The sequence below is a fragment of the Tolypothrix tenuis PCC 7101 genome (assembly GCF_963874875.1).
Classification (GTDB): domain Bacteria; phylum Cyanobacteriota; class Cyanobacteriia; order Cyanobacteriales; family Nostocaceae; genus Aulosira; species Aulosira tenue.
Map to the genome: position 1 here is coordinate 2,208,713 of NZ_CAWNJS010000001.1, position 26,010 is coordinate 2,234,722.

Here is a 26,010-nt window from a genome sequence, read left to right on the forward strand (position 1 = left end):
ATCAATAGCTAACATCATTTAGTTTGTTTGTGGATATCCTCCACAAGCAATATTTGTCATAAATAACCTACTTATTGCCGTAATAAAATACTGGACAGGAAAGGAACTATGTCATCAAAACGCCATCTGTTCAAAGCAACGCAAAAATTATTCAAACAATTTTTTAAGCATTCTGTTTCTGCCCTTAAAAAGCGGATTGTTTGGCTTCTAAGAACAATTTTTCATACCAGAAAAAGACGTGGTGCGGTAAATGCAGGTTTCGTCCTTCCCACAGTAGCAATGGTAGCTCTGGTAGTTGTGCTGCTAACTACTGCGATTTTATTTCGGTCGTTTGAACGTTCTAAAAATGCCAGTAATGTTAGGGTAAATGAAGCAGTACTCAATGCTGCAGCGCCAGCTATTGATCGTGCTAAATCTAAATTAAATAAACTGCTAACTGATGGTAGACTACCACGAGCAACACCCACAGATGCAGCTTTACAAGGTGCATTCAATACATATATAAATGAATACACTTTGGGAGATGAAACACAATTAAAGCTGACCCTCAGTACGAGCGAAAAAGCAAAAAGAACTGAGACAGACGAAAAGAATAAAGAACTGAAATCAGCATGGATGTATCCTGTAGATACCGATAATAATGGGTTATTTGATAGTTATACCCTTTACGGAATTTACTACACAAATCCTCCACTGAATAACGGCACATATAAATATGCCAGAAATCCTCTAGAAGCTAGAACCACACCGATGGTGATTGCTGGAGTCGGTGATGCTTGTAAAGATACTAATGGTACAAGTGCGACTTTAGTAGGTAACTCTGGATGGTTCAAAATTGGTAGTAAGTTAAAAAAAGCGTTTTTTGTTTACACTGCAAGTGTTCCTATTACCAATTCTGGGACTTTGCCTACAGGATATGAACGTTATAAAGGCAATAAAGGCTTCTCGGCAATAGAATATCAACAAGAGCGTGTACAACTACCATTAGTCAATAATGCTGTCGTTTATGAGGACGATCTAGCAATTACCCCTGGTAATGCTTTTAGGCTAAATGGAAGGATTATTACAAATAGTAATCTCCTGGCTCGTGCTAGGAATACTAGTGATAGATCTGTCGCACTCTTTCAAATTAGTAGTCCAGACTCTTGTTTCTACGAAGCTGACAATGCCAAAATTATTGTTGCTGGCAATTTAGGTTCAGGTACTTTTATTGCTAATAGTACTAACACTGATGATGGGCCATTAATACATTTATTTAATGGTAAAGGAGTCGATCCTACTTCCGGTAATAATCCTAATATTACTGGATCTAACATAAAAGCTCAGGTTTCTGTTACAGAAACATCGCCAAATATCGCATACAACAGTTTAGCTTATGCACAGCGTATTAATCTTTTAGTAGATGCTCAGATGGGTAATGCTATAACTACTGATCCCCAAGAAATAAAACAGGGTATCACTGACAAGAAAACAAAACTTGGTTTAGCATCTCCATCTACTTATACTCAATCCGATCCAATCCGCCGCCAACAAATAGAACTTTACTTCAAGCGACGCACCCGTCGTGTACCTAATGCAGAGGTCTCTTTTGGAAGTGATGCCTTAGGCAGTTATACTACTGCTAATGTACTTCAAACACTTGATGGTAGTGGTAATTCTAACCCTGAGGTACTGCGTCCACCTAATGCTTGGATTTATCCCTATGCAACGAGTGATGGTACAAGTAAAAGCTCTGGTGGTGTTACTTATTCCAATCTAACACTCAATACTGCTAGTAGTAAGTTGCTACCTGGTGCGACTGAACCAACTAAGCTGGAAAAAGAGCGCCAAGGTAGAGAACAATATGTAGGCGATCGCATTTCTGTTGGTAATAATCTACCAGAGTTGTGGTGGAACGGTAGTAAATTTGTAGGGCCAAACAAAGAAGATACTCAAAATCTCAGCAGTACTTACTGGAATGATCCTGACGAAAGTACCACTAGTAATATTCGCACTCGCCGTAGTCAGATCCAACAACTGGCTGATTTAGGTTCCATAGAAAGAGATGGAGAATGGGAACTCGCAGCAGCACAAGTACCATCAACCCCACAAGAAGCTGTTGGTGGTTTGCGGGTGATCACAGGTGCGGGTATTTACTTACCTAAAGATTACACTCCCGCAGGTAAAGCTGGTGACACAAACTTTGCTATTGCTGGTGCTAAAACGGAAATATTAAAAACTTGGTCTGACATGATGCCAGTACCTTCGGCAACATACCTGTCAACCACTAAAACTTTTCAGCCCTATCTATTTTACGATCCACTGCTGACATATACGTTGCCCAAACCAGCTGAGTTTCAACCATACTTGAAAATGCGGGCGACGGCAGTTTATCACTACAAAGATGATCCTACAAACTACAGCGCCACCAGCCCGACACCAATTGCTTGTGTTAGTAGCTACTATGACCCCACTAACAGCACTACGGCGCAAAATATCACAACATTCGCAGGGAAAACATTACCTACTCCCACTAATGCTAGTGGTTTATCTAACAATGGCGTAGTCTATGATGCTCCTAGTAAGTCTGTTAGTGATTATCAATCTGTACTTGACTACCAAGCCTTATTAAAATACTCCAATGGGCGTTGGGTAAATGAGCCACTCAAAAATGCTTTAGCAAAAACAGCAGCAAATCGAACTATTTCTGATAAGTCTGCTATTGATTCGGCAATTTGCGCTCTGCAAATTTTAGACGGTACTCTTTCGGTTCAAGCTACACCTAAGGTTCCCCACGGCGCAATTAAAGAAATTACCTTTGTGGATGGTAGGCAAGTTCGAGCCATTGATGCAACTACAGGTAGTGGAAATTACGACCTGGCTGTAAAAGACAGACAACCCTTAGAAATTCGTGCCACAGTTCTCGATCTGAACTTGCTACGGGGAAAAACAGTTGGGTCTGCAGGACAAGGAAGCGCACAAGAATATTTACTACCCAATAGCGGTATCATCTACGCTACTCGTGATGGTGCGCTCATAGATACTAGTGATACTTCACCAACTATTTCACCTGTAGACTTCAAACTTGACCCAACTCGCCGGCCAAACGGTATTATGCTGGTCAACGGTTCAGAATTGGTACGTCAAAATAATTACCGAGATGCAGAAAAAGGACTGATTTTAGCTTCTAATTTGCCTGTTTACATCAAAGGTAATTTTAACCTACACACTCAACAAGAATTCACCACAGCACTGACAAGTAATTGGAGTAACTTTTATACCCGCACCAAAGCTAACCTAAATCCTAATTTTGCCTGTCGTCCAAATGACCCTAGACTGCCCAATTGTACTACCGGTGACAAATGGCGACCTGCGGCTGTGTTGTCCGATGCAGTTACCTTACTTTCTGGCAACTTTAGAGAAGGTTTCCGCAATGAGGGAGACTTTGATTACAACGATAATTCAGGGGGTAGTGACTACACTGCTGCTAGAACCGCCAGCAAGTTAGGAATTAATGCTTATGCTCCGGAAGCTCAATGGTTTGATTCCAACACTGGTTTCCCTAAAGACTTCGACACATCTACAACTGGGGTTCAGGGTAGTTCCTACGTCACTAACTTTGTGACACCAATTGTTAGACGCATCCAAGTTGGTGAGTACGCAACAGAATCTTGTGTGGCTGCTAATGTTGCTAACTGTAATACTGATCCCACACAATGGAAAATTTCGACTTCCAATTCATTAAATGGGCAAGGAAATAATAACTGGAAAGCTACTGGTAATTCTGATGGTATTATTGGTCAACCAATCAATTCCTTAAAAACAGGCTCCTTGGGAGCAGAACCCACTAATACCTACGCAGGTTTTCCTCGCAGAATTTCTTTTGCTAGAAATGGTGACGGTTCATTAAAGTTACAAGATGGTTTGCCAATTTATTATGGAATTAACGATCAGGGGAAACTAGCCGAATTTCCAGTCTCAACTTTGAGTACAAATAAACCACGCCTAGCAGTAGACTCATCAGGCAATAAAGTGATCATTCCTTGGTATAAACCAAAAGCTGATGGTACTTATGAACCTGTTCTCCAAATCAACACACCTTTTGACACAGATACAGACACTAGTCAACAGGATACGTTAGGCATTGTTGGTAGTAATAATAAGCATGAAAACTGGTTGCAAGTAGCATTGCCCTCAACCGGAACCACCTTTAATGTGATTATTGCATCAGGAGACACCCCTGCTCGTTCCACAGAAGATAATGGCGGATTACACAACTTCCCACGCTTTTTGGAGAACTGGAACCCCACAGGCACAGCAGGAGATGCTTATCCAACAATTATTACTGGTTCTTTCATGCAGATGAAACGCAGTGCCTATGCTAACGCACCATTTCTGCCCACATTCACAAACTATGCATACGCTATAGAAAATAGCAGTGGTAGGCTACCTTTCTATATGCCTCCTACAAGGCAGTGGGGTTATGATGTCGCACTACTATCTCAATCACCAGACTTGTTTGCCCAAAAATTAGTCAGAATTCCAGACGATGCACCCGATGAATATGTGAGGGAAGTTGGGCGAGATGACAATTGGGTGAAAAATTTGTTATGTGCCAAAAAAGCTGATGATAATTATGCTGTAGATGCGGATCAACGTCCTAGTTGCAGTTAGTAATCCAGGCTAATTGGGGGTTTGTAGTAAGGAATTTAGTGCTTACTACAAACATATTTATTCCTCAAAATTCATGAAATTAACCAGGAATTTCCATATTTCAAAAGTTGGTGAATAGCTATGATTCAGCACAAACAACAAACAACAATTCCCCACACTGGTGAGTCTGGTTTTACGATTATTGAATCCTTAATCGCAATGCTGGTTGCTTCTGTTTTACTGGTTTCAATTGCACCTGTGATAGTTTTGGGAACTGCAACTCGCGTCCAAGCTAGACGGATCGAACTAGGCACTCAAGCCGCAAGAACATATATTGATGGCGTGAGAACAGGAGTGATTTCTGCCCCCGCAGCGACTAGCTCAGGTACCAGTTTAAATGCATCCGATCCTCCGACAGTAGGTGGTTTAACCTGTAATGCTAATGCATACTGTACAGTACCTGCCACCCCTGCTAGCAACTTGTACTGTATAGATGGTGATAGTAGCGGTAGTTGTACTGTCGGTAATAGTAAAGACTTACTCATCCAAGCATTTCGTTATAACACTGCTTCCAGTAGTGCTACGGCTGGCTACCAATTAGGTGTACGAGTTTATAGAGCCGACGGATTTAGCTCAGATGGTAGTTTGAAAAAAGCACCTAGTAAGCAAGCAACTTTCACTGGGGGAATGGGCGATCGCAAAGCGCCATTGCTAGAAATGACAACGGCGATCAATCCTCAAACCAATTCATTTAATGATTTGTGCAACCGCCTCAAAAATGTCAGCAATGCAGCTTCAAATTCTTCATGCAACTAAGCATCAACGTTTGGAATAGAGAATATTCACCATGAATCCAATCCAATTTCTGCTTGGTATCCAGATTAAACGGAATAAGTTGCTTTCACAAGGTGGTTTTACCCTCATTGAACTGCTAATAGGCATGGTCATAGCTGTGCTTGTAATCACACCTTTGCTGGGATTCATGATTAACATTTTGAACAGCGATCGCCAAGAGCAAGCAAAATCAACTTCTGAACAAGAAATTCAAACAGCACTCGATTATATTGCTCGTGATTTACAGCAGGCAGTATATATCTATGATGCGACAGGTATTGATGCTATCAAAACCCAGCTACCTAGTCCCACTGCTACAGATAGAGTTCCTGTATTGGTTTTTTGGAAGCGGGAGTTTATCGGACAAGCACTTACAGCAGCAGATACTAACAAAGATGATACTTTTGTTTACTCATTAGTTGCCTACTATCTCATCAAAGACACTAGCTCAACTTGGTCTCAAGCTGCTCGTATTGCTAGGTGGCAAATTAGAGATGGAGTCTTAAGTACTGATGCTAGTGCCGTTACTTGTAATGGATATAGCGGCAAATATGTGAATAGTAGTTACTGTCCTGGCTCAGGTTTTGCTCCATTTAACTTTGATGGCGCTGGTACAATCGAGCAAAAGATGAATAACTGGACAAGACTAAGTTCCTATACAACAACTACAAATGTAAATGGAACCCCCACTACAACGACTACAAATGTCAGTTATAGCAATGATCCTATAGTCTTACTAGACTACATAGATCAAACTACTACTGGAGCGCCATCTGCAACCTGCTCCACTGGGACAAAAGTACCGCCAGCGAGTTTCGTTAATGCAAATAATGCCACAAGTAACATGACCAGCTTTTATGCTTGTGTGGATAGAGCAAATACAACAGCACAAGTATTTATACGAGGTAATGCACTTGCGCGTTTGCAAAGTACAAATTTGGCTTACAACGCTAGCAAGAAAAATTATTTTCCTAGCGTAAATATGCGGGTACAAGGACGAGGATTTTTATTCACCAAGTAAATCTATCAGTAACAGTAATTATTTATTAATGACAGGTGAATATGAACAAGTTAAGTTTGAAGTTATTGTCAAGAGGGGGAAGTAATCCAGGTTCCCAGAGTTTATTCGCTACAAATCAAGTGGCTGGCTTTACTATGGTGGAACTTGTAGTCATAGTACTAATCATCGGAATTTTGTCAGCGATCGCAGCTCCTAGTTGGTTTGCTTTTACGAACCGACAAAAACTCAATAAAGCTAGCGATAAAATTGTAGCTGCTTTACAAGAAGCTCAACGACAAGCCAAAATTAGTAAACGTAACTATAGTGTCAGCTTTCAAAACAACAACTTGCCACAAGTAGCCATTCATCGTGCAGATACTACACCAACTGACTGGCAGAATTTAGGGGTAGATGTAGGAGTTAAGCCAGGACAAGTAAAACTGGGAACAAATCTTAGTGATACAAATACTCTATCTTCTCCTAGCACTGTAGTATTTACTAATTTGACTACGTCAAAAAGCATCACTTTTGACTACATGGGTATTTTAGCCCCCAAAACTAATGGTAGTGCTTCTGATACTGGCTTAAAAGTTGTTGTGAGCTTACCAAACTCCAGTGGCGTAAAAAGATGCGTCATTCTAGAAACTCTGCTTGGGGGAATGCGAACTGGTAAAGATACTCAATGTAATTAAAACCTGCTTAATCAAATCGATATTAAAAAACCCGAGAAATACGGAAGTAAACAAAAAATATACAGATGACAATATAGATAGCAAAGATATTCCTTTGCTATTTTTTTCTGTTTATGGTTAGTGGGTTATCAGGCCCATAGCTCTATAGATATCATCTAAGTTTGGACAAAAACAACTTAGGAGATTTAAGACATTTATATAAAAATAAATTCAGTGTGCGCTCCTTTCAAAACGACAGTATTTTAAGTATTTACTGGGAAATTACTGATGAGCGAAAGCCTTGATTTTACTGTAGCTATCCCTACTTACAATGGCGGAAGTCGTTTACCTGAAATCCTAGAACGGCTACGCAATCAACTCTATACCGAAAACATTTCTTGGGAAATCATTGTTGTAGATAATAAGAGTACAGATAATACGGCAGAGGTTGTTAAGACATTTCAAGCTGCTTGGCAATGTCCTTACCCTTTAAAGTACTGCTTTGAAGAGAAGCAGGGTGCTGCTTATGCTAGAAAACGTGCCATTGCAGAAGCCAGAGGTAAGTGGATTGGGTTTCTTGATGATGATAATTATCCTGTCGCTAATTGGGTGTCAGTTGCTTATGCTTTTGGGCAAAAACATCCCAACACAGGAGCTTATGGTAGCCAAATTCATCCAGAATGGGAAGTAGAACCACCAACAAATTTCCAACGACTTGCTCCATTTTTAGCTATCACAGAGAGGGGTGATTTGCCTCTACTCTATGCACCTCAAAATAAATTACTGCCTCCATCTGCGGGATTGGTTATTCGTCGTCAGGCCTGGTTAGACAGTATGCCAAATGAGATGATTTTAACTGGCAGAGTTTCTAATAATACCCTGACAGGCGAAGACTTAGAAATGTTATCTTACATTCAAAAGTCTGGTTGGGAAATTTGGTATAACCCAGAGATGGAAATTTATCATAGAATTCCCAGTTGGCGCTTACAAAAAGAGTATTTAATTCCATTTTTTCGCGGTATCGGGCTCAGTCGTTATGTCACTCGCATGGTAAATATAGAACCTGCGATTAGACCTTTAGCTTTATTTATTTACACGCTCAATGATTTAAGAAAAATTTCTTTTCATTTGCTCATATATGGGCTAAATGTCAAATACAGTTTAGTTTTAGCGTGTGAAATGCAGTTATTTATGAGTAGCTTTATTAGTCCATTTTATCTATGGTCTCATGGCTATTTAACTCCTAAAACTAAGACTTAATTAAAATTAGACGGTAAAGGATGACATCATGGATTTTACAGTAGCAATACCTACTTATAATGGTGAATTAACTTTGCCTTTAGTTTTAGAAAGATTGCAAAAACAAGTTAATGCAGAAAATATTGCTTGGGAAGTAATAGTTATTGATAATAATAGTAACGATAGTACTTCTCAAGTAGTTAAAGAATTTGCCGCTAATTGGCATTCTCATGTTCCATTAAAATACTTTTTTGAGCAAAAACAAGGAATTGCTTATGCCCGTTGGCGGGCAATTCAGGAAGCCCAAGGGGAATTTGTCGGCTTTTTAGATGATGACAACTTAGCTGCTCCTGACTGGGTTTATAAATCTTATATATTTGGTAGAGAACATCGGCAAGTGGGCGCTTATGGTGGAGAAATTCAGGGTTTTTTCCAAGCACCACTTCCTGATGATTTTGAACCTGCTAAAACATTTCTAGCTATTAGAAAATATGCTGATACAGCAACTCTATTTGAAGTAGATAAATTAAGATTACCTCCAGGTGCAGGCTTAGTTGTTCGTAAGCAAGCTTGGCTAGAAAGCGTTCCTAGTCGTGTCGCCCATACCCAGCGCGGATGTGATGATTATGAAATTTCTATCAATATGCACTTAGCAGGTTGGGAAATTTGGTATAACCCTCAAATGCAAATTCAGCATCTTATTCCAGCTTGGCGGATGCAAAAAAGTTATTTAGTAAGTATTGCTCGGATTTATGGCTTATGTACTTGTCAGATACGTTTAACGACTGTGAAAGCTAATTGGCAAAAAGCTGTGTTATTGGTAAAAATTTTCTTGGGAGGTTTGAAAAGAGTTATTTCTCATCTTCTGAAATATCGTCACCAAGTTATTACTAATTTAGGCTTTGCTTGTGAGATGTCATTTTTTTTGGGGCAACTTCTTAGTCCATTATATTATTTAAAACTTCGTATATTTAACAACAATACTCTATCAAAATAAATTGATATATAATTATTAAAATTTTTATGATTGCCAACAAAAAATTATTAAGTAAAATTTCTGTAATTATACCTGTTTATAATAGTGAAAATACTATTGCACAGACAATTAATTCGGTTCTACAACAAACTTTTACTAATTTTGAACTAATTGTAATTAATGATGGTTCACTAGATTCAACTTTAGAAATTATTTCAAAAATTAATGATGATCGTCTAAAAATATTTTCTTTCGATAATGCAGGCGCAAATGTTAGCCGTAACCGTGGATTAAAGTATGCCGTTGGTGAATTTGTTAGCTTCTTAGATGCTGATGATTTATGGACACCAGATAAATTAGAATCTCAATTTCAAGCTTTACAAGCTAATCCTCAAGCAGCTGTTGCCTATAGTTGGACAAATTGTATTGATGAAAAAAGCCAATTCCTACGACGAGGAACATATATTAGTGCAACAGGTAATGTTTATGCTAATTTATTATTACTGAATTTTTTAGAAAATGGTTCTAATCCTTTAATTAGAAGAGATGCTTTAAATATAGTTGGTGGCTTTGATGAATCTTTAAATGCTGCACAAGATTGGGATATTTATTTGAGATTAGCTGCTCATTATGCTTTTGTAGCAGTGCCATCTCCGCAGATTTTATATCGAATATCTAGCAACTCAATGTCTACTAATGTCCTAAAATTAGAAGCAGCTTCATTGACAGTAATAGAACGAGCCTTTAAGAAAGCTCCTCAATCTATTCAATATTCAAAAAAACATAGTTTAGCAAATCTGTATAAGTATTTATTATTTAAAACGCTGGAAGGTTTACCAGAAAGAAAGCGCACTCTTACTGCGTTGAGATTTTTTGGCAAAGCTATTATCAATGATATGTATTTGCTAAAATCTCCAACTTTAATCAAGGTATTGTTAAACATAATTTCCACAGCAATGCTGCCACGCAACCTAGCATTATTTTTGTTTTATAAATTTCCCAAAATATTTAATATCGTTACAATTTTAGGATATATGAAATTAGCACTATAGACTTTATTTATTATATACTATTTATGCCTTTAATATCTGTAGTTATTCCTGTCTATAATGGTGAAAAAACAATTAAACAAACTATAAAATCTGTTTTAAATCAAACTTTTAACGATTTTGAATTAATTATAATTAATGATGGTTCCCAAGATAAAACTTTAACGATAATTCAAAGTATTGCAGACAAGCGTATCAGGCTATTTTCCTATCCGAATGCAGGTTTATCCGTAAGCCGTAATCGGGGATTATCTCATGCAGTAGGTAAATATATTTCATTTATTGATGCTGATGATCTATGGACTAATGATAAACTAGATAGTCAAATCAAGATATTAGAAAATAACCCTAACGCAGATATTGCTTATAGTTGGACTGATTATATTGATGAGCAAGGTAATTTTCTCTGTAATGGTAATCATTCAACATTTAATGGCAATGTCTATGAAAAGCTATTAATAAGTAACTTTTTAGAAAATGGCTCTAATCCTTTAATTACTAGACAAGCTTTAGTAGAAGTAGGCGGTTTTGATTCTTCACTAAAATCTGCTGAAGATTGGGATTTATACTTGAGGTTAGCAGCCCGTTATCTTTTTGTAGCAGTATCATCTCCACAAATTTTATATAGAGTTTCTGAAACTTCTATGTCCGCTAATCTGTTGAAAATGGAAGATGCTTGCTTACAAGTAATTAATAGGGCATTTACTCAGGCTCCTGAATCACTCAGAAATCTAAAATTGCACAGTCTAGTTAATTTATATAAATATCTAACCTGTAAATCTCTGCAAGCACCTCTAAATCGAAATAAAAGTTTCCTGGGAGCTAAATTTTTGTGGAATTTTTTTATCTATAATCCCAAGCGATTACAAGATATTCAGTTTACTTTGACGCTACTAATTAAAATATTGATGATTATAGTTTTGCCATACAATTTAGTAAAAGCTTTATTGAATAATAGAAAAATAAATGTAGTTTCCTAAAGCAAAAAATAAATCTATTACTAATAAATAAAGATAAATACTTGAGGTGCATTACTCGTGGATTGCGAATCAAATATTAAAAATTCAGTGAAAATTAGCACTAATAGCGGCTTCACTGTGATGGAGACGTTAGTAGTTGTTTTAGTTATTGGTATTTTAAGTGCGATCGCAGCTCCTACTTGGGTGTCTTTCGTCAACAATCAACGCCTCAACACTTCTCAAAATCAAGTCCACCAAGCATTTCGCCAAGCACAAAGCCAAGCCAAAAAGGAAAAATTAACTTGGAATGCAAGCTTTCGAGAATACAACGGTATTGTGCAATGGGCGGTTCATCCGGCTAATGTGAGCGCCGTTAATGCTAATTGGAATAACTTGGATGCTAATGTTTTATTAGATCCAGAAACAACCTTAAGTTTGTCAAACGGAATCAGGCAAATTCAATTCGATCACACAGGTAGCGTCAAGCAACCACCTTTAGGAAGAATAACTTTATCTGTTAAATATGGTGGTAAAGCTAAACGTTGCGTAATTGTTTCCACAATTTTGGGCACAATCCGCACTAGTAAAGAGCAGCCTACACCGCAAAGTAACAAGTATTGCTATTAAGTAGGGTGATGTAATTGAAGATAACTGGACAGGGCTGTCATTTGTCCTTGGTCAGAGTTTAAAGCCTAAAGAAAATTGACTTTTGACACCCATAACTGAGTAAATGATAGATATGCCAGCTGGGTAAATCTGGTTTTAGTCGATTCACATAAGGTATGCCGTTCTGAAATCACTAGACAGTCTGAAACAGCATTTAATTATATTTACTCGTTATCCAGAACCTGGGAAGACAAAAACCCGGTTAATACCTGCTTTAGGTGAATTGGGTGCTGCTAATCTGCAAAAGCAGATGACTGAATATACGATATTGCAAGCTCAAGCATTGCAAAAGATGCTTGCTATTTCTTTTGAAGTGCGATTTGCAGGCGGTAATTTACAACTGATGCAAGATTGGTTGGGGTCTGATATAGTTTACCAGCCTCAAGGTGAAGGTGATTTAGGCGATCGCATGATGCGATCGCTTGCGGATGCTGTTGCATCTGGTAAACAACAAATAATCATCATCGGTATAGATTGTCCTGGGGTAAATTCTCAATTGCTAGCAATGGCGTTTGAACAACTAAATAATTTTGACCTAGTTCTAGGCCCTGCAATGGATGGTGGATACTACTTAATTGGGTTACGGCAATCAATTCCCCAATTATTCGCTAATATCGACTGGGGAACTTCTCAAGTATTCTCACAAACTGTAGACATCGCCCAGCAGCTGAATTTATCACGCACTGACTTACCTATCTTGGGTGATGTTGACCGTCCTGAGGATCTGCCAATCTGGGAACAAACTATTGCTAGAGAAGTTGCTGACAAAACTCAGTGATGAGTGAAGAAATATGGAGAAATTTACTAAAAGTGTTGCAAAACACTAGGTAACTTCTGAGGACACTTATGATGACAAGTGCTACTTTGGTGTAGTTTCATTGCAAGAGACCCAAAATCTCTATGCTTATTCCCGATCAAGGGTAAGATTTGGCGTTGATTAGTCAATGGTCAAAAGTAGTAACTATTGATAATTGATTGTGGGACTCGGCTTTTCAGCCATCGAGTACCGACATTATGTAATTGGTGACATCGACCTTTTGTTGCCATATAACAAGTACGGTTATGGGAACAATATTCCAGTAACTTTATATAGGACAATCACTCTGATTTACTCAAAGACTAAAAAACTATGGTGAAACGTTTTACTACCGTGAACACTGCCCTGACATTAAAGGTGGTGGGCATTGTCCTAATTTTGTCCTTTTTGCTAGACTTTGCGATTCTGTTGTTACCCTTCCAACCCACCGATCGCGCATGGCAAATTAATTTGGCTACAGCGCTTGTGGATCGGGGGATTGTACCATTGGTAGGCTTTGGGATACTGTTTGCAGCTTATTGGATTGAGACAGATGGTGATAGCGATCGCACCCCAAGTCTCGATTTGAGATTTCCTGCCTTCGTTCTATCAAGTATCTTAGGCTTAATGTTTTTGTTAATTTTCCCCCTGCATCTCAATAATGTAAATCAAGCTAAGACTCAAGCAGTTAATCAAATTAACCAAGATGCAGATCAGGCAGAAAATCAACTTAATAATCGGTTATCGCAATTGCAAGCACAACTGAATACTGATCAAGGAAAAGCACAGCTAGAACAACTGCGAAATCAAACTAAAACTCAGTTAACTGAAATACTGAAAGACGAGCAAAAATATAAGCAAGCGCTAGAAAGTCCTCAAGTTCCCCCAGCTGTTAAAGATTTACTCAAGAAAGCTAAGGCAGATCCAAAAGTACTTGATAAAGCTATTCAAGAACAAACAGATGTTCAGGCTTTACGCAATCAACAACTCAGCCAAGTTCGTCAGCGTAAGGAAGAAGCCGAGAAACAAGCTAGAGACAATGCGTGGAAATCTGGAATCCGCACTGGTATTAGCAGTTTGCTGTTGTCCCTTGGTTACATCATCATCGGCTGGACAGGATTAAAAGGAATGGGAACTTTCCAAAGTAGTGGACGCAAAACTCCTGCACCTCGTTAAGCAATGCAAAATTTGCTGATTCAAAATCCAACATGAAAAACCCACTATTGATAAGCCGCCTTAAGAAGGGAAAAGGTTAAAGGGAGAAGGGTAAAGGAAAATTCCTTTACCCTTTTCTCATAAAAAGGGGCTAGTACCGCCGTGAATTTAAAATGCAAGCAGGTATACAGCGTCAGGGTTTCTTTGTTGAAGAATGGGTGGCTTCTCTTACAAAATTTGGCGAAGAGAAGTTGCGTGCGCGGGTAACCCGCGTTGAGCAAACTTCGGGGACGGAAACCGACACCGCCAACGCCAGTTGTTTTAAGCCGGGGAACCCCTTCGGGTTCGGCAGTCCACTCGGCGGCATAGCCGCACGTGTGGCTGCACTCACCGTCCAACACACTGGCTCAACTTTGCTCTATTTACGCCATGTTTTACCCAGAAATGTGTAATTTATTGCATGATTTTCTAAAATAATCGGCAATAGAGACCATAAAAGAGGAATTTTCATGCCTTTATTCTGGGTTTCTACTGATGGGGACTGAGACGAAATTAACTAACATATAGCTTGATTGGGTATAAATCTTTTTATAGGTTGAGAATGTTTTCTATTTATATACTGACTTATAACGAAGAATTAGATATTGCTGCTTGTATAGAATCAGCAATGTTATCCGATGACATTATTGTTGTGGATTCATGCAGCAGCGATCGCACTTTAGAAATTGCCAATCGCTATCCAGTTCGCGTCTTTGAACACCCTTTTGAAAGTCACGGGCGACAGCGTACTTGGATGCTAGAGTCTATTATGCCCAAGCATGAATGGGTGTATATTCTGGAAGCTGATGAACGCTTGACACCAGAACTGTTTGCAGAATGCGAACAAGCAACACAAAATCCAGACTACATTGGTTACTACGTTGCAGAACGTGTGATGTTTATGAATCGTTGGATTCGCTACAGTACCCAATATCCGCGTTATCAACTACGTCTGTTCCGTCATGGTAAAGTGTGGTTTACAGATTACGGTCATACTGAACGTGAAGTTTGTAATGGTGCAACCAGCTTTTTAAAAGAAACCTATCCTCACTATACTTGTGGCAAAGGTTTGAGCCGTTGGATTGAGAAGCATAACCGTTATTCTACTGATGAAGCTATAGAGACATTGCATCAACTAGAACAAGGTGATGTTAAATGGCGAGATTTGTTTTTTGGTAAGTCAGAGGTAGAAAAACGGCGCGCCTTAAAAGATTTATCTTTGCGATTACCTGCTAGACCACTGGTACGCTTCTTTTATATGTATTTTTTATTGGGCGGTTGTCTAGATGGACGCGCTGGTTTGGCTTGGTGTACATTACAGGCATTCTACGAATACCTGATTTTGCTGAAAGTCTGGGAAATGAAGCATATGCCCGTCCCTAGCTTAGAGACAAAAGTATCTGTTTCACAAACAAGTACGCCAGTTGATGTGCTGTGATTTGGAGTTGAGAGACGCGATTAATCGCGTCTGTACTCAAGAGTCATTTAGCTCAATACCCATGACCTCCAATACTTGTTGGTTAAGGGCAAAAGGGGAAGGGGAAAAGGGGCAAGAAAAAACCTTTAACCTTTACCCTTTCTCCTGCGGAGACGCTACACGTAGCTTGCTTAAGCGCAGGGGTACACCTTTTCCCCAAACCAAATACTAAGCAGTATTGCCATTACCCCCTAATCCTCACTCCCAGCACTGGTGGGGACTCGAGTGCGCCAGTCACTAATCCCCAATCTCAGTTATGATAGATTAATATTTTTTTATATAATTTTTTTAGAAAACTTTTTCTTTCCTGTCCAAAACATATTTAATCGAAAAAACATCTTTACAGCTATCTGCTCGTACTTTCAAAGGTATTAGCAGCTTTTAATTAGGCGCGCTAGTCTGATGAGAACTTAAGAAACTTGTAATAATAATTTACAAGTATGATAAAGAAAAGTAACATCTTCTCAGCTAAACTAGCCGCGATAGTACTTCGTAGCGATCTACTATGCAATTAACAGAGGTTGCCAGATTTGCTTGTGGTAGCTTGTACTTCAAGTTATATCTATGCGCTTAAATAAATCGGTTGGTAACAAGACCGATCGCAAAAGTTCCACTAGCCTAAGCAAGGAGAATCGGGACTTGGTAATTAATCGCCTAAAACAGGACTTAAAAAATGACCTGATTGCTGGTTTGTTGGTAGTAATTCCCCTAGCAACTACAATCTGGCTAACTATTACCATTGCAAGTTGGGTCATTAACTTTCTTACCCAAATTCCTAAACAACTCAATCCGTTTGAGGGATTGCATCCTATACTAGTAAATATACTGAATTTGGGAGTTGGGTTAGCTGTACCACTGCTGAGTATTCTGTTAATTGGCTTAATGGCGCGCAATATTGCGGGGCGGTGGTTACTAGATTTTGGCGAACAGCTTTTACAGGCAATTCCTTTAGCGGGACAGGTATATAAAACCCTGAAACAGCTTTTGGAAACGCTACTCAAAGATTCTCCTAGCAAATTTCGGCGTGTAATTTTGCTAGAGTATCCCCGGCGAGGAATATGGGCGATCGCTTTTGTGACGGGTATCATCAGCAATGAGATTCAAGCTCAAATGTCGCGTCCGATGTTGAGCGTATTTATCCCCACTACTCCCAACCCCACTACCGGATGGTATGCGGTTGTTCCGGAAGATGAGGTGATAACCCTGTCCATGTCCATAGAAGATGCTTTTAAAATAGTGGTTTCTGGTGGCATTGTCGCCCCCAATACAGTGATAGCTATTTCTCAAGAGGACGTAACAGCCCTAGAAACAAAGTCACAAATGATTCCCTTGGCAGAAAATTCTCATCATTCGGAGAAAGTTACCAACAAATAGATAATATGGTTGTCTGACTATAGCAAAATCTATAGACTCCTGATTCCGTTCTCCCTACTTTTATTCAGTCTTAACTAACTCCAACTTACTTTATATGCAAGACCGTAAACCGCAGCAGCTGGCGCGTGAACTAGCGCTGTTAAGCCTCAGTCAGTTGCCTGTTAACCCGAAGAAACTCACAGAAGAACAACTTCCCAAGTTAGTATTAGCGGCAGTACGTACCCTGAGATCGGAAGTCCAAGATAATTTGGATAATGCAGCTGGTGAACTACAACGCAGTCACGATCGCATTTTAACTAGTCAAACCCGTGCTTCTGACTTGAATACTGCGCGGACAATGTTACAAGAAGCGATCGCAGCTACCCAAACCGCGATCAATCAATTGGGTGCAGCCGTAGAGTTTCCCGAACTGATTCAACTCGCTAACCAAGATAAGAAAGTTAGCAGATACGCTATCGAAATAGTCAAGACAGTAACCGAGGAACGCAGTACTATCGACGAACATATTGCGACTGCACTCGTAGATTGGCAAGTTACTCGCCTAGCCCAAATAGATCGAGATATTCTGAGAATTGCTGTTGCAGAAATGCTGTTTTTAGGCTTACCTGATAGTGTAGCTATCAATGAAGCTGTGGAATTAGCAAAACGCTACAGTGGAGACGATGGTCATCGGTTTATTAATGGCGTACTGCGCCGATTCACGGAGCAGAAAAAGACTGCATAGCGTTTTAATAGTGCTAAGTTTTGAGTTAGAGGTGAGATATGAGTAGTGGTTACTCCTGGCGGTTTTCCCACCAAGAAACAGTCAGGAATTCAATTACACTCATAACTTATAACTCTTACTTAAATTACACTAATATCACTAGCTGCAATGGTTTTTAATTGGTTCCGCCGTCAACATAACGATTCCTCTGATGTTCCCTCCCAACAACAGCAGGAAGAAACCCCTGCTGTTTTAGAACCCCAACCAGAACCAGCAGAAACGTCAACTACACCAGACACAGCGGCAGATTTATTAGCTTTTGCAAAAGCCGCTTATAAAAATATTCAGCAAAAACAGCAATCTCCAGAGGCTGAAACTGCACCTGCTGCTGAGGCTGAAGTGGAAACTGCACCAGCAGTTACAGAAACAGCAGCACCAGAATTAGATGCCACTGTCAGTGAGACAATTACTGAGGAACCTGAGGCAGTTGCAGAAACTACGCAACCCTTAGAAACTGTTGAGGAAGTATCTAGTAACGAACCAGAAACTGTAGAGACTTCTATAGAAGAAATTGCTGCAACGCCAGATGTTGCTACCCCAGAAGAATTAACGGTGAGTGTGGTAGAAACAACAACCACCGAAGAATCTGTGACTACGCCAGAAACAGCAAAGCCAGCAGCAAACTTATCCTTCTTAGAACGGGCGGCGGCGGAACGACAAGCAAAGCAGGAAAGATTAATCGCCAGCGCGATTGAGGTAGCAGAACCGGAGATAGTACAGCCAGCGGCGATAACATCAACAACCCCCTCTTCCGAAACCACAGCAGAAATTCCTGGGCTGGAATTTGATGAAGGTTTTGTCTGGTCAGCAGAAATCTTAGCAGCTCAAGGTAGACGGGCAGAAGATATTTCTCTAGAAGAAATTACTTGGTTGAAAAAGTTACGCCAAGGATTAGATAAAACCCGGCGCAATATTTTAAACCAACTGAAGGCGATTGTTGGTCAAGGGCCGCTCAACCAAGCTGCTGTATCGGAAATTGAAGCATTACTCCTGCAAGCTGATGTGGGCGTGGAAGCGACAGATTTAATTATCAGTGCGCTACAGAAAAAATTGCGCGAAGAAGTCACACCCCCAGAACAAGCGATCGCTTATCTGAAGCAAATTATCCGGGATATGTTGGATAATCCCGTTCAGAAAAACTACAAACCCAGCTTTGCGCCAGAAAAAGACACCTTAAATATTTGGTTAATTACAGGTGTGAATGGTGCCGGTAAAACTACGACTATCGGTAAAATTGCTCACCTCGCCCAACAATCTGGTTATAAATGCTTAATTGGTGCTGCTGATACCTTCCGGGCTGCGGCTGTAGAACAGGTGAAGGTTTGGGGTACCAGAAGCGGTGTTGAAGTAATTTCCAACCCAGGAAAAAATACAGATCCAGCCGCCGTGGTGTTTGATGCGATCGCCGCCGCCCAAGCTAGGGAAACTGAGTTACTCCTGGTTGATACCGCAGGGCGATTGCAAAACAAGAAGAATTTAATGGATGAACTCAGTAAAATTCGCCGCATTATCGACAAAAAAGCCCCTAATGCCAAAGTCGAATCACTGCTAGTTCTCGACTCTACTTTAGGTCAAAATGGCTTACGTCAAGCTGAAGTCTTTTCCCAAGCTGCACAACTGAGTGGTGTGGTGTTAACCAAACTGGATGGTACTGCAAAAGGTGGCGTGGCGTTGGCTGTGGTGCAGCAGTTGGGTTTACCGATTCGCTTTATCGGTGCTGGGGAAGGTATTGAAGACTTACGTCCCTTTTCTAGCTATGAGTTTGTCGAAGCACTCCTGAATGGCTGATTGATAACATGTCATTTAGGATTTCTCTTGAAAAAATCATACAGCGTATTCCAGGTGCATGAAGTACCAGGGTAGGGGCACAAAATTTTGTGCCCCTATATATTCAGGGCTTAAGAGACAATTTATAAAGTAAATCTTAAGTAGGGGAGCCACTGCGTTGCGCGGGTTTCCACGGCAGTCCGCTCAAGTCGGGAAACCCGCCCACGCGGCTGCCTCCGTGTTGTAGCAAGTGGCGTTGTGTTACGGCTATGAAGGCATTTGGGACACAGAGACAATGGAATTTAGCCGTAACGCACCGCCGCATGGATGATGCGTTAGGCGATAGAATGTTTCTTTCGTGACAAATCATATTGGCAACCAGCGCCTAACGCATCCTACAATAATTTTATTTTTACGTTATAGATAACCTCTAATTTTCAGTCCGAACAACTTCTCATCTAGGACACATAGCCTAAAAAAATTGTTTTCTCCCACATTTGTGCAACCTTTGCTAGAATTCTACTCTAATGCTGCGTTTTCAACTTCCTGATAATGAAGTTACTAGTAGCATGACGATAGTTACTTGCCGCAGAGAAAACTCTGTTACCTTTTTCAGAGGTGACAGGCTGCTATCCCTTAGGTTAGCTTCCAACCTAATTACAGCCTGACAAGTTTTCCTGACTTTTACAGGTGCTGGAAAAAAAATTTTAGGGTATTAGGGTGTAGAGGTTTTGAAATTTTAAGATTGAAATATCCTTAAACCCTCACCAGCAGAAAGTTTCAGGCATTTATGTGCAAAGTTAGGCTCGTTTTTAGGCAAAGTAAGTACCCAGAACCCTTTGCATAATTGCTCAGTCAACAGTACATTGTTGTCAGCAATCAGTAGAAACTCTTAAGGGTATTATCAGTCTCTACTTTTTATGAAGTCCACAATTATTCTCTACCCAAAATTTAAAGGTGTAAAATATGTTTATAAAAATACAAAATTCTGTCTCAGCCTTTAGGCTTAAAATTTGAGGGCTGATATTCTCAAAGGTGTGCGATCGCTGAAGAAGATTGCTTTTAGTACTGAACTCTCAGCAGAATTTATTTACATATTTTTAACTTGGAGATGGGTGCTATTTTCATGGGTATCATTCTCCGGATAGACCCTCATACCCCCCATACCTCAGACCCCTCAACCCTAAAAATCCAACTGGCAACGTAATATATTATTTTCGTCAAAAAGAATTTTTCTGTTGTCAGATATACTACCAAGCAATTAGCTTATGAAAAAATTACAATTTTGCTAGTATCTGCCGGAAATTGCGGAGCTTAACGTTGTAGTTTATGAAGAAAAACACATTAGTTATAATTACTCTCTTTCACAAGAAATATAATCAGCAAATGCAATACTTAATATAATTAATGGCTTACGTCTTTCTACTCTTGCTAAAATGACAAATCTTGCCCCAATATGGTTTAGCAATGCTCAAGCCAAAGGATTGATTCAGTAATCTAAAAGTTTGCCTTTATTAAAATGTAATAATACCTGTGATTGTGTCTCAACTGCCCTCTCAACCCACTGATAGTAATAATGGTGCTACAACGGATGTCACTCCAGTTGTTGCATTGAAAGAACTCGTGGCAAGGCTGCACCGAGAACAGAACAAAATTCAGGATTTGTTAAGTTCTTTAGGATTTGCCCTCAGAAGCTTTAATAATTTGAATCAATTTTTGGAATTGATACCGCTGATGGCAACCAGAGTTACAGATGGGGATGGCAGCGCCCTATTTCTTTACAAACCAAACGGTCAAGTCAGATTAGAACAATTACACTGGCAAGACAGCGGTCAGCGTCGGAATATTCGTAAAGCTTTAGAAACAGCAACTAGTCAAATTACACTTTTACAAAATAGTGCCCCACTAGCAACCGCCACGGGAATGTTAGACGATCAGATGCATCGTTATTTGGGGCCAGATGTACAAATATTTGGCACTGCTATTTTAGTGAAGCATACAGAACGGGGATGGCTATATGTTTTAAGCCGCGACCCTGAATATAGCTGGACAGAAACTAGACAAAAGTTAGTCCGACTAGTTGCAGATCAAACTGCTGTAGCAATCGAAAACGATGAACTAGCAGTAGAACTAAGAAAGAAAGAACGTTTAGATCAAGAATTAGAAATTGGCGCAGAAATTCAACGCCGATTGCTACCTCGCCAATGTCCTGCAATTCCTGGTGCTGCCTTAGCTGCACGTTGTAAACCTGCTAATCGTGTCGGCGGAGATTACTACGACTTTATTGCTACCAATCAAAATCAAATTAATTCCAATAATAAAAGTGGTTTAGAAACTGGTTCTTGGGGTTTGGTGATTGGGGATGTGATGGGTAAAGGAGTTCCCGCTGGACTGATTATGACCATGATGCGAGGAATGCTGCGGGGAGAAGTATTGCATGGTAATTCTCCATCGCGGATTTTGCAAAACTTAAATCGAGTCATGTATGCGGATTTAGAAAATTCGCACCGTTTCGTGACGCTATTTTATTCAGAATATAATCCCGAAACCCGAATTTTATCTTATAGTAATGCTGCACATAATCCGCCTTTATGGTGGCACGCAGCCACAAAAACTGTATCTCGCTTAGATACCTTGGGAATGCTGATTGGTTTAGATGCCAATAGCCAATATGAAGATGCCCAGGCACAACTAGAACCTGGGGATACGATTATTTACTATACAGATGGCTTAACAGATGCCGCCGCCGCTGGAGGCGATCGCTTTGATGAAGAAAACTTCGTTGCTTCCTTCAGCGCTGCTTGCCGATATTGCGATGGGCCAGAAGAAATAGTTGATTATTTATTCGACCAAGTTCAACAATTCATCGGTGATGAAAAACAAAATACCGATGACATGACTTTGGTTGTTTTACAAATAGAATAGTCAACCCCGTTAAGGAATTCAAAATTCAAAATTCGTCTTGAAAAGTTTGCTCAACGGGGGAACCCCCGCACGCAACTTTTCGTAAAATTCAAAATTGAAGATACCAATGCGTAATTCTTCATACACTACCATGTTTTGTATTCATAGGCAAAAGCTTACCTTGGCAAGCATTGTCAGAAGTAAACCTATGTAATTATACTTGATTTAGCTTGAATTTATGTCTTTATTTGATACTTTATTCTTCTCCAGCGGAGACGCTATGCGTAGCTTGCCTCCCCGCAGGGGTACATACTTTAGTCCTTCAATTTAGGCATTCAGGCCAGATTTTGGCACAACCAAGCATGAAAATCTGTGTTTCCAATGCCCCATACCCATTTTCAAGCTAGTGTTGATGCACTCGTTCTAATAGCCATAGCGAAGCGACAGTACCAACAAAGTGAGCCGCAATGCCATTGATATTTGCTACCGCTACAAATACATCAAGGGCGCGAATAATTTTATAAGGATCGGTGATGGCGACTCCGGGAGGTTGGGAGATAGATTTTGCTACTAATACGCCTAAAGTTGCACCTGCACCCAAAAGGCTTAACAGTATACCGATTAAAGCGGCGATAATTCCTAGGCGAATTGCACTTACTGTATCTGCTTTGCTGGGATGTAGAGATGGATTAGGATTTCCTAAACGCTTACCTAGACGCGTGTAACGAAAATTCCAATAGATGCTGAATAACAACACAATAATTCCAGATGCAGCCCAAAATATACCTACCCCAAGACCTGCATTTGGCTGATCGCTAAAGCCTCGGCCAGTCGCCGCAAACAACAAAGATAAGCCAGAAACTACGGCCAGTCCCAACTGTACCCAGAAGGTAATCCAGCCTGTGAGACGAAGAGTATTAGCGATTCCTTGAACTGCTGGTGCGAGCGATCGCGCTTCTGTTTCGGTTTGCATATTACTTGCCATTTGAGCTAGGGACTAGGGACTAGGGATTGGGAACTGGGGATTAGGGTTGAGAAAACAATTGTTGTCTTTTGTTGGGTGATCCCATTCCCCCAATCACTAAGAATATTTCTACCTCGCTATTTCATACCCCCATCCATAGACAGAAACACCTCAAAATCTGGGGGAATAAAATCGCAGTTAGTAGTGATCGGGAACCCTACAAGTGGTAGCAATAAACTATGGCTAAACAGCGGCAAAATAGACGTTGATGAAGTATTACAAGTAGCCGAAGCCGTACAGCAGGCTGATGAGCCACTTAATTTAGAAGATTTACAGGAAGCAACAGATTTATCCCGCAGCAAACTGACAAAAGCTGTGAGTCGTTTGCAAGAAGTAGAAGCGGTGAAAATTTTACCCACTGGAGAAGTTACCACCAGTGAAGTTGAAGTTAACCAAGCTGCTTCCGTACAAGCAGCCACCCTAGCAAAACAGCGACGACAACAATTTATGCGATCGCGTCTGGAAATGATGCGAAACTATGCTGAACTACGGGATTGTCGGCGTGAGTTTCTGCTCAACTATTTTGGCGAACCTGTAGAAAATAAATGTGGTTTTTGTGACAACTGCCAAGCGGGAATTACTGTTGAGACAGATACTTTTCAACCTTTTCCCATTAATAGCTATGTAATTCATACTAGCTATAGTAAAGGGCAAGTGATGCGCTATGAAGCAGATAAAATGGTGGTTTTGTTTGAAAAATTCGGGTACAAAACTCTCGCTGTTGAATTAGTCCAGAAATTACTCAAGCAAGTTGAATAGTAATAAAGGATGAAGTATGAAAAATTTGATTTGATATAAGTCTCTGAATGCATCGAGAAAGATGGTGCGTTACGGCTAATTTTCACTCTCTTAAGTGCCGAAATTCTTGCACAGCCGTAACACACCCTACTTAAATATTTACTAATGACTAATGACAGCCTTTACTAGCTATCTTTAATTGCACTGCTCTACTTAATTCGCAATAAACCTTTTAAGAAACTAATCAGGTTTAAAGCTATTTCTTCTAACCAAAGCATAATAGTATCGAGCCATTCTAGAATTTGCTCTAAGATGTGCTTTTCATATCCAATTAGGGTAGCTTTAGTTTCTATCCAATCTGGCTGTGCTTCAACTTGGTTTATTTGCTGACGCTGAGAAATTTCGCCTTTTTGACTAACACGACTAGTTTGAGTTTTAGGTTGAGAAATAGAAGCAGAAGTTCGCTTACTAGCAGTAACTTTGCTAGATTTTTTCTGAGTAGAAGTAAGATTTCGCTTAGTTTTTTTCTGTTGTACTAACCCAGCATCTTTTTGTGGTTGTTGTAAAAAGTTTTGATAACTCTTAACTAAATTTTTTGGTATAGCAGGTATTGCTGATGGATTGGCGGGTAAAGCTGGATTGGTTTCCGCAGAGGGTTTAGCTGGCTGTACTACAGCAGTTTCAGACTCACCAAATAAATCATCCCATGTCAACCAAGGGTCTGGGGTAGAAACCTCATTTACTACTAGATTATTTTTAAGGAATTTAGTAGGAAGATGGGGTGATTTTTTACCTGGAAGTTGATTTCTTAGTTCTTTATTACCTAATTTTTTATCGCTACCAATACCAAAAAAGTAATTTATCGCCGCCGTTATCAAAGCAGGGATATTTGGCGTTTGATTTTCTAAACTATCAGCCGGGACTGTTAATTGTCCTCTAGCTGCTAGTTGTTCTTTACCATAAAGAAATATATTAAATTGAGTTTGAGCAACTTGGATAATTTCTTGGCTACGCTGTTGCATTGGTACTACTATATTTGATTCCCAATTGGCAACAACTTTATCTAAAAATGCTAACGCTTTTGGGGCAGTTGGTAAAGCTTCTGGTACTACGACCTCTTCAATTATATCGCCAGGAGATAAGGCTGGTATTTCTTCTGGCTTCCCACCCGTTAGCTTGGTTAATAAGCGTTCAATTTCTGGTAATAAATTAGCTTGTTTTTTGGTCTCTAATAAACGCCAAGCACGCCAATAGTTAGCAACTTCACTAATAATTAATTCTTCTAATTTTGCTTGCTCTTGCGGGGTTAAAATATCTAGAGTTTCATTATTGGTAGTAATAAGTAATAAATTGCGATTTTCTACATCTGTCGCAATTCCCTGCACCATTTGATATTCGGGTAAGGGGTTGAGACTCCCTACCGGATTCTCTAAAATAGTTAATGATTGCGAAAGAGTAGAGTTATTGCTTGGTGAAGTGGGTAAAAATTGCAACCACAAAGATTCTAAAAAAACTAAGGGTTTTTTAACTGTAGATATACTGTTTGAGGGTGTGGTTGTAGTTTCCGTAAATGGCAAATTTTTGACAGTCTCTAGTACATTCTGAATGGGGGTGTCAGATGGTGGAGGAGTTTCGGCTTCTAACTGTAGTCTTGTTGGCGGTTCTTTACTAGACAGAGTCCTCTCTGATGATTGATCTGGCTGCAATAGCAGGTATATCGGGTAAAGTATTAGCTCAACACCCCATTTTGTTGCAACTTGTACATACCTAATGGTGTGTTCCAACTGTTCTGTCAACCGCCGAGATTGCTGGTGGACGAAGTTAAAAATTCTGCTTTGATAACGACCAGAGGAACCGGAAGACATGGTAGTGATTTGTTAGTTAGAGCTTGATTGAGTTACGAGACTCCCACCGCACAGCCAAAAAGAGAAACTGTTAATTATAGTC

The 26,010-nt window shown here is 39.9% G+C and carries 20 protein-coding genes; 18 read left to right on the plus strand and 2 right to left on the minus strand.

Going from position 1 to position 26,010, the window contains the following annotated elements; all coding sequences use genetic code 11:
* Positions 1-108 precede the first annotated feature (108 nt).
* The 17 genes from hpsA to AACU25_RS09190 all read left to right on the plus strand — a co-directional run bounded on the left by hpsA (position 109) and on the right by AACU25_RS09190 (position 22,322).
* Positions 109-4,653 (plus strand): hormogonium polysaccharide biosynthesis protein HpsA, encoded by a 4,545-nt coding sequence (gene hpsA / locus AACU25_RS09110; protein ID WP_096574880.1) that lies wholly within the window; start codon positions 109-111, stop codon positions 4,651-4,653.
* 120 nt (positions 4,654-4,773) lie between these two features.
* A complete protein-coding gene (gene hpsB / locus AACU25_RS09115) occupies positions 4,774-5,448 on the plus strand; it encodes a hormogonium polysaccharide secretion pseudopilin HpsB (RefSeq protein ID WP_096574882.1) in 675 nt (224 codons plus the stop codon).
* Between the two features lie 31 nt (positions 5,449-5,479).
* Positions 5,480-6,487 (plus strand): hormogonium polysaccharide secretion pseudopilin HpsC, encoded by a 1,008-nt coding sequence (gene hpsC, locus AACU25_RS09120; protein WP_096574884.1) that lies wholly within the window; start codon positions 5,480-5,482, stop codon positions 6,485-6,487.
* A 41-nt stretch (positions 6,488-6,528) separates the two neighbouring features.
* Positions 6,529-7,158, plus strand: a complete 630-nt coding sequence (locus AACU25_RS09125) for a type II secretion system protein (protein ID WP_096574886.1) — start codon at positions 6,529-6,531, stop codon at positions 7,156-7,158.
* Between the two features lie 267 nt (positions 7,159-7,425).
* Positions 7,426-8,397, plus strand: a complete 972-nt coding sequence (gene hpsE / locus AACU25_RS09130) for a hormogonium polysaccharide biosynthesis glycosyltransferase HpsE (protein WP_096574888.1) — start codon at positions 7,426-7,428, stop codon at positions 8,395-8,397.
* A 28-nt stretch (positions 8,398-8,425) separates the two neighbouring features.
* Positions 8,426-9,373 (plus strand): hormogonium polysaccharide biosynthesis glycosyltransferase HpsE, encoded by a 948-nt coding sequence (gene hpsE, locus AACU25_RS09135; protein WP_096574890.1) that lies wholly within the window; start codon positions 8,426-8,428, stop codon positions 9,371-9,373.
* Between the two features lie 26 nt (positions 9,374-9,399).
* Positions 9,400-10,404, plus strand: a complete 1,005-nt coding sequence (locus AACU25_RS09140; protein ID WP_096574892.1) for a glycosyltransferase — start codon at positions 9,400-9,402, stop codon at positions 10,402-10,404.
* A gap of 23 nt (positions 10,405-10,427) precedes the next feature.
* Positions 10,428-11,381 (plus strand): glycosyltransferase, encoded by a 954-nt coding sequence (locus AACU25_RS09145; RefSeq protein WP_096574894.1) that lies wholly within the window; start codon positions 10,428-10,430, stop codon positions 11,379-11,381.
* Positions 11,382-11,468: 87 nt separating this feature from the next.
* Entirely contained in the window at positions 11,469-11,987 is a 519-nt protein-coding gene (locus AACU25_RS09150) for a GspH/FimT family pseudopilin (protein WP_339382010.1), read from the plus strand.
* A 163-nt stretch (positions 11,988-12,150) separates the two neighbouring features.
* The gene (locus tag AACU25_RS09155; protein WP_096574896.1) at positions 12,151-12,804 is read left to right on the plus strand and encodes a TIGR04282 family arsenosugar biosynthesis glycosyltransferase; all 654 of its coding nucleotides are present in this window, start codon (positions 12,151-12,153) and stop codon (positions 12,802-12,804) included.
* Between the two features lie 351 nt (positions 12,805-13,155).
* Positions 13,156-13,998: a hormogonium polysaccharide biosynthesis protein HpsJ gene (gene hpsJ-B / locus AACU25_RS09160; protein ID WP_096574898.1), complete on the plus strand. Its 843-nt coding sequence runs from the start codon at positions 13,156-13,158 to the stop codon at positions 13,996-13,998.
* Positions 13,999-14,150: 152 nt separating this feature from the next.
* Positions 14,151-14,429 carry a hypothetical protein gene (locus AACU25_RS09165; RefSeq protein ID WP_096574900.1) on the plus strand — a complete coding sequence of 93 codons (279 nt, stop codon included), beginning with the start codon at positions 14,151-14,153 and terminating at the stop codon, positions 14,427-14,429.
* Between the two features lie 149 nt (positions 14,430-14,578).
* The gene (locus AACU25_RS09170; RefSeq protein WP_096574902.1) at positions 14,579-15,454 is read left to right on the plus strand and encodes a glycosyltransferase family 2 protein; all 876 of its coding nucleotides are present in this window, start codon (positions 14,579-14,581) and stop codon (positions 15,452-15,454) included.
* Between the two features lie 603 nt (positions 15,455-16,057).
* Complete coding sequence (locus AACU25_RS09175) at positions 16,058-16,867, plus strand: DUF502 domain-containing protein (RefSeq protein ID WP_096574904.1); 810 nt, start codon at positions 16,058-16,060, stop codon at positions 16,865-16,867.
* Between the two features lie 94 nt (positions 16,868-16,961).
* Positions 16,962-17,591: a transcription antitermination factor NusB gene (gene nusB / locus AACU25_RS09180; protein ID WP_096574906.1), complete on the plus strand. Its 630-nt coding sequence runs from the start codon at positions 16,962-16,964 to the stop codon at positions 17,589-17,591.
* Positions 17,592-17,738: 147 nt separating this feature from the next.
* The gene (gene ftsY, locus AACU25_RS09185; protein WP_096574908.1) at positions 17,739-19,418 is read left to right on the plus strand and encodes a signal recognition particle-docking protein FtsY; all 1,680 of its coding nucleotides are present in this window, start codon (positions 17,739-17,741) and stop codon (positions 19,416-19,418) included.
* A 1,518-nt stretch (positions 19,419-20,936) separates the two neighbouring features.
* A complete protein-coding gene (locus AACU25_RS09190; RefSeq protein WP_190445748.1) occupies positions 20,937-22,322 on the plus strand; it encodes a SpoIIE family protein phosphatase in 1,386 nt (461 codons plus the stop codon).
* A gap of 382 nt (positions 22,323-22,704) precedes the next feature.
* On the opposite strand, the gene AACU25_RS09195 is transcribed toward AACU25_RS09190, so the two are convergent.
* Complete coding sequence (locus AACU25_RS09195) at positions 22,705-23,274, minus strand: DUF3611 family protein (protein WP_190445747.1); 570 nt, start codon at positions 23,272-23,274, stop codon at positions 22,705-22,707.
* Positions 23,275-23,469: 195 nt separating this feature from the next.
* Here AACU25_RS09195 and AACU25_RS09200 point away from each other — a divergent pair, with 195 nt between their 5' ends.
* Positions 23,470-24,084 (plus strand): RecQ family zinc-binding domain-containing protein, encoded by a 615-nt coding sequence (locus tag AACU25_RS09200; RefSeq protein ID WP_321206683.1) that lies wholly within the window; start codon positions 23,470-23,472, stop codon positions 24,082-24,084.
* Positions 24,085-24,272: 188 nt separating this feature from the next.
* Here AACU25_RS09200 and AACU25_RS09205 read toward each other — a convergent pair whose 3' ends face one another.
* Positions 24,273-25,928 (minus strand): hypothetical protein, encoded by a 1,656-nt coding sequence (locus AACU25_RS09205; RefSeq protein WP_096574915.1) that lies wholly within the window; start codon positions 25,926-25,928, stop codon positions 24,273-24,275.
* Positions 25,929-26,010 lie beyond the last annotated feature (82 nt).